Annotated in this window: 8 protein-coding genes; all 8 read right to left on the reverse strand. The window is 44.7% G+C overall.

Going from position 1 to position 8,367, the window contains the following annotated elements; genetic code table 11:
* Positions 1–316 precede the first annotated feature (316 nt).
* Positions 317–484: a hypothetical protein gene (locus LD39_RS23560; protein WP_231572554.1), complete on the reverse strand. Its 168-nt coding sequence runs from the start codon at positions 482–484 to the stop codon at positions 317–319.
* 175 nt (positions 485–659) lie between these two features.
* Positions 660–1,334 (reverse strand): orotate phosphoribosyltransferase, encoded by a 675-nt coding sequence (gene pyrE, locus LD39_RS10315; RefSeq protein ID WP_052158811.1) that lies wholly within the window; start codon positions 1,332–1,334, stop codon positions 660–662.
* A complete protein-coding gene (gene pyrF, locus LD39_RS10320; RefSeq protein ID WP_035545956.1) occupies positions 1,264–1,980 on the reverse strand; it encodes an orotidine-5'-phosphate decarboxylase in 717 nt (238 codons plus the stop codon). Before pyrF ends, pyrE begins: the two co-directional genes overlap by 71 nt.
* Positions 1,946–2,878 (reverse strand): dihydroorotate dehydrogenase, encoded by a 933-nt coding sequence (locus LD39_RS10325; RefSeq protein WP_035545958.1) that lies wholly within the window; start codon positions 2,876–2,878, stop codon positions 1,946–1,948. Before LD39_RS10325 ends, pyrF begins: the two co-directional genes overlap by 35 nt.
* Positions 2,875–3,636 (reverse strand): dihydroorotate dehydrogenase electron transfer subunit, encoded by a 762-nt coding sequence (locus LD39_RS10330; protein WP_035545960.1) that lies wholly within the window; start codon positions 3,634–3,636, stop codon positions 2,875–2,877. The genes LD39_RS10325 and LD39_RS10330 overlap by 4 nt, the downstream gene beginning before the upstream one ends.
* Complete coding sequence (carB, locus tag LD39_RS10335) at positions 3,633–6,833, reverse strand: carbamoyl-phosphate synthase large subunit (RefSeq protein WP_035545962.1); 3,201 nt, start codon at positions 6,831–6,833, stop codon at positions 3,633–3,635. Before carB ends, LD39_RS10330 begins: the two co-directional genes overlap by 4 nt.
* On the reverse strand, positions 6,812–7,921 hold the full coding sequence (locus LD39_RS10340) for a carbamoyl phosphate synthase small subunit (RefSeq protein ID WP_035545964.1): 1,110 nt from the start codon (positions 7,919–7,921) through the stop codon (positions 6,812–6,814). Before LD39_RS10340 ends, carB begins: the two co-directional genes overlap by 22 nt.
* On the reverse strand, positions 7,902–8,367 hold a 466-nt coding region (locus LD39_RS10345), incomplete at its 5' end, for an amidohydrolase family protein (RefSeq protein WP_035545965.1). The genes LD39_RS10345 and LD39_RS10340, both read right to left, overlap by 20 nt.

Raw genomic sequence — 8,367 nt, forward strand, 5'->3', positions numbered from 1 at the left:
ATCTCCTACAGCTCAGTCCAGTCCATACGCCGCTGTTCGAGGCGCTTCCACCTTTAAGTTAGGAGTCTCCTCATTCCCCTACGCCCCTTGCCAAGAAGCTATCTCGAAATCACTTTTCCACTAACTTGCCTTGTTTATGGAAGAAACACAGCTGTAACGCTGGATTCATAGTTGTTCTATCCGAGCAAGCTCCTTTTTAAATACTGGAGTTTCGGTTGCTTAATACTGAAATGGGGGCCAACTTCCTTTAATAGAATAATTAAAATGAAAAGCCGTGATGCACATCCCATCACGGCTTTTCATTTTAACTGGTTTATTAAGTTAAAAAGTAAGCAAAAATAGCGATCGAGCCAAGGTAGGAGAAAACCGCTTGCGCCCAATACCTGTTACGTTCATTCCTTAACATGTAGATGTTCCAAAGAATAAACAGAGTGATCGAGCCAGCTAAACTAAGAAGCGGCTCCCAAGACCACATCGACTCCATGAAAGAAAAAGCCACCCAAGTATATAAATAAATAAAACAAGTTAAAAGTCCCAGGGAGGCATTCATGAGAATGAAAAAAGAATGTTTTTTTGATTTCATCGTCATCAACATCACCAATACTTTCTGATGATTCCATCGTACAAGTATGGCCTTTAAATAGCAACAGTTCGCTTTTTTAAGAGTTTGTAAATACGAAAGGATTTTCCCTCCATTCTGTCATTCGTTTTCTTTCACTTTCGTCCATGAGGTTATCCTTAGAAAGTTGGTCCACAAGCTCTTCATAACTTGCGATTGACCTATACGTAAGGCCCTTTTCAGTGAAAGCCTCCTTTGCTGTGTCCAAACCGTAAGTGAAGATGGATAAAACTTCAATTACCTGTACACCCTCTGCCTTCAAAGCTTCAGCTGCTTGTATCGAAGATTTTCCTGTAGAAATCAAATCCTCAATTACTACAGCACGCTGCCCTTTTTCAACTTTTCCTTCAATCTGATTTCCTTTTCCGTGTTTTTTCGCTGATGAGCGAACATAAACCATTGGCAGGTTTAGCTTATCTGCGACCCAGGCCGCGTGAGGTATACCTGCTGTTGCACATCCAGCGATTACATCCACTCTTTCATCAAGGCATTTAATTTTTTCAACGAAAGCTTCTGCAATGCGTTGACGAATTTCCGGATAGGACATCGTAAGCCGATTATCGCAATAGATCGGAGATCGCAGACCAGAAGTCCAGGTGAATAAATCTTCGGTTTCAATCTTCACTGCTCCTATTTCAATTAAATTATGAATGATGGATTTCACGAGTAAATTCCTCCTTGATCTGTTGGTATGTAGCGTATGGGTCTTCCGCATCTCTAATCGCGCGACCTACAACAATTGAATCGCTTCCTCTCTCCAGTGCAGCCATAGGTGTAGCGACACGCTTCTGATCATGGGTTTCACTGCCTTCAAGTCGTATGCCCGGAGTCAGTGCATAGAGATTCGTATACTCTTTTATTAAAGCTGCCTCTTCTACTGAACAAACGACCCCGTCTGCGCCGCTTTTCTCTGCAAGTTCTCCATAATGCTCCACAATCTCAGACACTGGTCGATCGAGCAAGAGTTCTTTTTCTACCATAGTTTGATCAGTAGAAGTGAGGATCGTAACGGCTAATAATAACGGACGCTCAGCTTTAGCTCCTTCTTCTAACCCTTTTTTTGCGGCTTCCATCATTGTGGAGCCGCCCTGCGCATGCACATTGACGACGTCCACATCCAGTTTTGCAAGATTGCGCATTGCTCGGCAAACTGTTTCGGGGATGTCATGAAGTTTCAGATCAAGGAATATGGAATGCCCATCTTCTTTCAGCTTTTGGATCATCTCCGGGCCTTCTCGATAAAAAAGCTCCATCCCGACTTTCACTGGAATGCTCTTCAATTGATGAGCTTGTAAAAAGTTCAGTGCTTCTTCTCCAGTTTCAAAATCAAGTGCGAAATAGACTGGTTGCAGACTTTTCATGATGGGCACCTCCGATTGCTTCCTCTATGGAATGGAAGCCATATTTTTGTAATGCAGCAGGTAATTCTTCTATGATTTCTTTACAGATCAACGGATTTTTAAAATTGGCACTGCCGATCGCAACAGCGCTCGCACCAGCGAGCAAAAATTCAATAACATCCTCAACTGTTTCTATGCCTCCCATACCGATGATCGGCAGGTTCACTTCAGCATAAACCTGATGAATCATACGAATAGCCACAGGCTTGATCGCCGCTCCAGATAATCCGCCTGTTTGATTTGCGATGATGGGTTTTCTTGTGGCAGGGTCGATGCGCATGCCGGTCAACGTATTGATCATCGATAGCCCTTCTGCCCCGCCAGCTTCAACCGCTTTCGCCATCGATACAATGTTGGTTACATTGGGGGAGAGCTTAACATAGACGGGAACTTGGCTCGCCTCAACCACTTTTCTCGTCACCTCTTCAGCAAGTGCTGGATCAGTGCCGAATTGAACGCCTCCCTCTTTTACATTCGGGCAGGAGATATTCAGCTCAAGCGCATTCACATGCTGAGAAATCTTTTTTGCAACGTGGACATATTCTTCCACGGTACTTCCGGCAACATTGGCAATGATCGGCATCTCAAAGGCTTTTAAGAAAGGGATTTCGTCCGAGATAATTGAATCGACACCCGGGTTTTGTAAACCAATGGCATTCAGCATCCCACTTGCTGTTTCAGCTACTCTTGGAGTACCGTTGCCGAACCGCTTTTCCCCGGTGGCCGCCTTCATAATGACAGCACCGAGCTCAGAGAGGTCATAAAACTGGGCGAATTCTTTGCCGAATGCGAAACAGCCTGAAGCAGGCATGACTGGATTTCTCAGAGATAAACCTGGTAACGACTGGTGAATATTCATGGAAGCACTACCTCCTTTGCATCAAATACAGGACCGTCACAACAAATTCTTCTGTACCCTTTTTCATCTTTCGATGGAACGACACAGGCAAAGCAGGCGCCTATGCCACACCCCATTCGTTCTTCCATGGAAATATATCCAGGTATGTCAGAAAGCTCATTAGCTACAGCTTTTAGCATTACTGTCGGTCCACACGTAAAGTACGTATCAAACGTTCCTTGCACATGTGGAAATAGATCCGTCACTAACCCTTTATGACCAAGAGTACCATCATTTGTTGTGACATAGAGATCTCCAAGCGCTTCAAAATTATCTGTAAGAAAAGCATCTTCAGCCGATTGAAAACCTAAAATGCTAGTTACTTGGATGCCTTTTTCATTCAGCTGCTTCGCTAAATAGTAAAGAGGAGGGACTCCGATACCTCCACCGACGAGTAAAGCTTGCTTTGTCTCGATTTCATCAATTGGGAACCCCTGTCCTCCAGGTCCTAGAACATCTAGCTCCTCACCGACTTTCTTTTCTGTCATCGCATCTGTGCCTTTCCCCATCACTTTATACAATAAAGTCACCGTGCCACTTTCCACATGGATATCTGAGATAGATACAGGGCGACGTAGGTAAAAGTCTTTACTCACCTGAATGTGAACAAACTGTCCAGGTTCTTTCACACGATGAACCATCTCGCCTTTCAAGACGAGACGGTACGTATGTCGTGCTATTTTGTCGTGCTCAATGATCGTCATCCATTCGCGTTTCATGACTTCACCCTTTCGACTGGTGTAATCGCGCGGGCGGTAAAGGACATGGCGTTAATAACTTCGACAATTGTTTTCGCTGTATCAAGGCTTGTTAAGCAGGCAATGCCGTGTTCAACCGCTTCTCTGCGAATTCGGAATCCGTCTGATCTTGCACGCATTCCTTTATTAAGTGTGTTCACAACCACTTGTACATCTCCATTTTGTATCAGGTCTATGACATCACGCTGTTCTGAGCCGACTTTACCTACTGCTTCAACTGGGATGTTTGCTTCTTCGATAACGGAAGCCGTTCCTTCTGTGGCAAAGAGTTGGAACCCTAGTTCATAGAACGTTTCTGCAATGGATAGCATTTCGTTTTTATCTTTATCCGCTACTGTTAACAGTACTGAACCATGCGTAGGGATTTTCAATCCGGCTGAAGTCATTCCTTTATACAACGCTTTTTCAAGTGTTTGGTCGTACCCGATAACTTCACCTGTCGACTTCATCTCAGGTCCGAGCGTCGTGTCGACACTGCGCAACTTTTCAAAAGAGAACACTGGCACTTTTACATAAACGCCATTCGGTTTTTGAGCTACGCCTGATGAATAACCATAATCTTTCAAGCGATTTCCGAGAATAACGTAAGTCGCGAGTCTAGCCATCGGAACGCCAGTGATTTTACTTAAGAATGGCACCGTTCGACTTGCTCTTGGATTCACCTCAAGGACATAAGCTGTTCCTTTATGAACGACGAACTGGATATTAATTAAGCCTTTCATGTTTAGTTCTCGCGCAATCTTCGTCGTTGCGTCGATACATTGCTGCTCAAGCTCCTGAGATAAACGCTGGGTCGGATATACAGCCATTGAATCTCCAGAGTGTACGCCAGCCCTTTCAATATGTTCCATAATTCCAGGAATGAACACATCTTCTCCATCTGAAATCGCGTCCACCTCGATTTCCATTCCTGTCATATATTTGTCAACTAGGATTGGATGGCCATTATGGACCGTTACGTTATTTTCTAAATAGGATTCCAGTTCTTCTTCCGAGTAGACAATCGCCATGGCTCTTCCGCCAAGAACGTAGGAAGGACGTACGACAACCGGATATCCTACTTTTTCAGCAGCAGCAAAAGCTTCCTCTTCGCTTGTTACACTTTCTCCTCCGGGCTTAGCGATATTTAGCTTATTCAGTAATTGTTCAAATAGGTCACGGTCTTCTGTCTGATTGATCGCATCCATAGTTGTCCCAAGGATTTGCACACCTTGACGGCTCAGATCTTCCACAAGGTTAATGGCTGTCTGCCCGCCAAACTGGACGATCACGCCTTCTGGTTGTTCAAGGTCAATGACGTTCATAACGTCTTCCAGGGTGAGCGGTTCAAAGTAAAGTTTATCTGATACACTGAAGTCCGTTGAAACCGTCTCTGGGTTATTATTCATGATAATCGCTTCATAGCCCATTTCCTTCAATGCAAGAACAGAGTGCACCGTTGCGTAATCGAATTCGACACCCTGTCCGATCCTAATCGGCCCGGAACCAATAACAAGGACCTTTTTATTTGCGGATTGGACGGATTCATTTTCGTCTTCATAGCTGCTGTAAAAGTACGGGGTCTCTGAAGCAAATTCTCCCGCGCATGTATCAACCATTTTGTAAACTGGCCGAATATTTTGCTCACGGCGTACATCCAACACTTCTTCAACCGTTTTATTCGTTAGTCTAGCAATCTGCTGATCTGAGAAACCAGTCTTCTTCACTTTTTCTAAGAGCTCTGTGGTTAGCCCTTCCTTTGTAAGACTCTCTTCTAGATCTATAATTCGCTTCATTTTGTACAGGAAGAAAAAGTCGATGCCAGTGATTTCATGAATCGTTTCCAGCGTGTATTTTCTTCGTAACGCTTCAGCTAAAATGAAGATTCGTTCATCATCCGCTCGCTTCATTCTTGTTTTCAGCTCTTCATCTGATACGTTGAGAATAGATGGAAGATAAAGGTCTTCTGTGACTCCCTCTAAAGAGCGAACGCCTTTTAACAGCGACTCTTCAAGTGTACGGCCGATGGACATGACTTCTCCCGTTGCCTTCATCTGTGTGCCTAATTTTCTATTTCCTTTAGCAAATTTATCAAATGGCCAGCGTGGGATCTTCGTTACGACATAATCCAGTGCTGGCTCGAAGCACGCGTAGGTCGTGCCTGTAATCGGGTTTTTAATTTCATCCAATGTCATTCCAATTGCTATTTTTGCAGCGAGCTTCGCAATCGGGTAACCGGTAGCTTTTGATGCAAGCGCCGATGAGCGGCTCACACGTGGATTTACTTCAATGATGTAGTATTGGAAGCTGTCTGGATCCAGAGCGAGCTGGACGTTACAGCCGCCTTCGATGTTCAATGCTCCGATAATCTCTAATGAAGCATTTCTAAGCATTTGATATTCTCGGTCGCTCAGTGTCTGGGATGGAGCGACAACGATGGAGTCACCTGTGTGAATGCCAACTGGATCGAAGTTTTCCATGTTACAAACCACGATTTTATTGTCATTGCCGTCGCGCATCACTTCATATTCGATTTCTTTGAAGCCTGCGATATTTTTCTCGATGAGGCACTGGCTGACTGGTGACATGGACAAGCCATTTCGTGCAGTTTCTCTTAGTTCCGCTTCATTGTCACACATGCCTCCACCGGCTCCCCCCATGGTGTAAGCCGGACGGACGATGAGTGGATAGCCGATGTCATCAGCAAAGTTAATCGCCTCATCGACAGAGCTGACAATTTCACTCTCCGGTACGGGCTGGTCCATTTGATGCATCAGTGAGCGGAATTTTTCACGATCTTCCGCCTGTTCAATTGCATCGAGAGGTGTTCCTAGAAGTTCCACATTATATTGTTCCAAAATTCCTGATTCACTTAGCTCCACTGCCATATTGAGCCCTGTCTGTCCTCCAAGTGTAGGTAATATTGCGTCAGGAGTTTCTTTGCGAATGATTTTACTCATAAAATCAAGCGTTAATGGCTCCATGTAAACTTGGTCGGCGAAGGTATGATCGGTCATAATCGTTGCTGGGTTAGAGTTAGCTAAAATAACTTCGTATCCTTCTTCCTTTAAGGATTGGCAGGCTTGTGTACCGGAATAATCAAACTCTGCTGCCTGACCGATGACGATCGGACCTGATCCGATGACGAGAATTTTCTTTATATCTGTACGCTTTGGCATGTGGAGTCCTCCTTCTTCGTGACTTGTGCTTGTTTTACTCGCTGTAAAAATTCATCAAATAGATGTGAAGTGTCTTCTGGTCCAGGTGAGCTCTCAGGGTGGTACTGAACCGAGAACACAGGGTGACGCTCGTGTTCAAGTCCTTCAACCGTTTCATCATTCAAGGAGACTTGTGTAAGCTGAAGATTGGTAGACCCTATGGAACCTTGATCGACGGCATAGCCGTGGTTCTGAGATGTAATATAAGTTCTTCCTGTACGTAAATCTTTTACAGGCTGGTTCGCCCCGCGGTGGCCGAATTTCATTTTTGATGTATCTCCTCCGGATGCAAGAGCGATCAGCTGATGCCCGAGGCAAATGCCGAATACAGGGATGACACCGATCAGTTGACGAATCGTTTGGATGGCTTCCGGAACGCTTTTCGGATCTCCAGGGCCATTCGAGAGCATAACACCATCAGGCTTTAATCGTTCAATTTCTTCTGCAGAGGTGTTATAAGGGACAACCGTCACGTGACAGTTCCGTTTTGTAAACTCTCTCAGTATTCCATGTTTCATTCCGAAGTCTATGAGCACAATGCGATAGCCGCGCCCTGGAACAACGTATGGTTTGACTGTTGAAACTTGTTTCACCTGATCTGTAGCAAGCGGTGTGTCTTCAAGAATCCGTAGTACTTCATCAACTGAACGATCTACAGATGTAATCATCGCTTTCATCGTGCCGTACTCACGAATGATTTTCGTCAGCTTTCTCGTATCAATCCCGCTGATGCCAGGGATCTCTTTCGCTTTAAGAAAAGCATCCAGGGTCTCTTCATTTCTGAAATTAGAAGGGTACTCGCAGTGCTCTTTGACAACAACGCCGAGAATCGCCGGATTGACCGTCTCAAAATCATCACGGTTAATTCCGTAGTTACCAACTAAAGGATAAGTAAATGTTACAAGCTGACCACAGTATGACGGATCAGAAATGACTTCTTGATATCCTGTCATTCCAGTGTTGAATACAACCTCTCCAATCGTTTCACGATCACTCCCAAAACCTTCGCCTTTAAATACTGTGCCATCCTCAAGAACGAGCTGTTTCATGTTTAGCCTCCTCAAATACAATTTCTCCATCTACAAATGTCATAACTGGCCAGCCTTTTAGCTTCCAGCCGTGAAAAGGACTGTTCTTTCCTTTCGAAACGAGCTGGTGTCTGTCTATATCTTTTTCAGAATCTAAATCAATAAGGGTTAAGTCAGCCGGTAAGCCTTCTTGTAATCTTCCATAAGGGAGGGAGAAGGTTTCCGCTGGTTTAATTGTCAGCCAGTTTACTAGATCTTCCATAGTTGCTAGTCCTGTCTCTACCATGTGTGTATATAAGAGCGGGAAGGCTGTTTCAAGTCCAGTGATCCCAAACGGTGAGGATAGGAATCCTTGCTGCTTTTCTTCTTCCGTATGAGGCGCATGGTCTGTAGCGATGAAGTCGATCGTACCGTCATGCAAGCCTTCAATCAGTGCCTTCTGATCTGCTTTCGAACGTAACGGCGGG

Origin of the sequence: Halobacillus sp. BBL2006, assembly GCF_000786645.1 — a bacterium.
In the GTDB taxonomy this organism is placed as follows: domain Bacteria; phylum Bacillota; class Bacilli; order Bacillales; family Halobacillaceae; genus Halobacillus.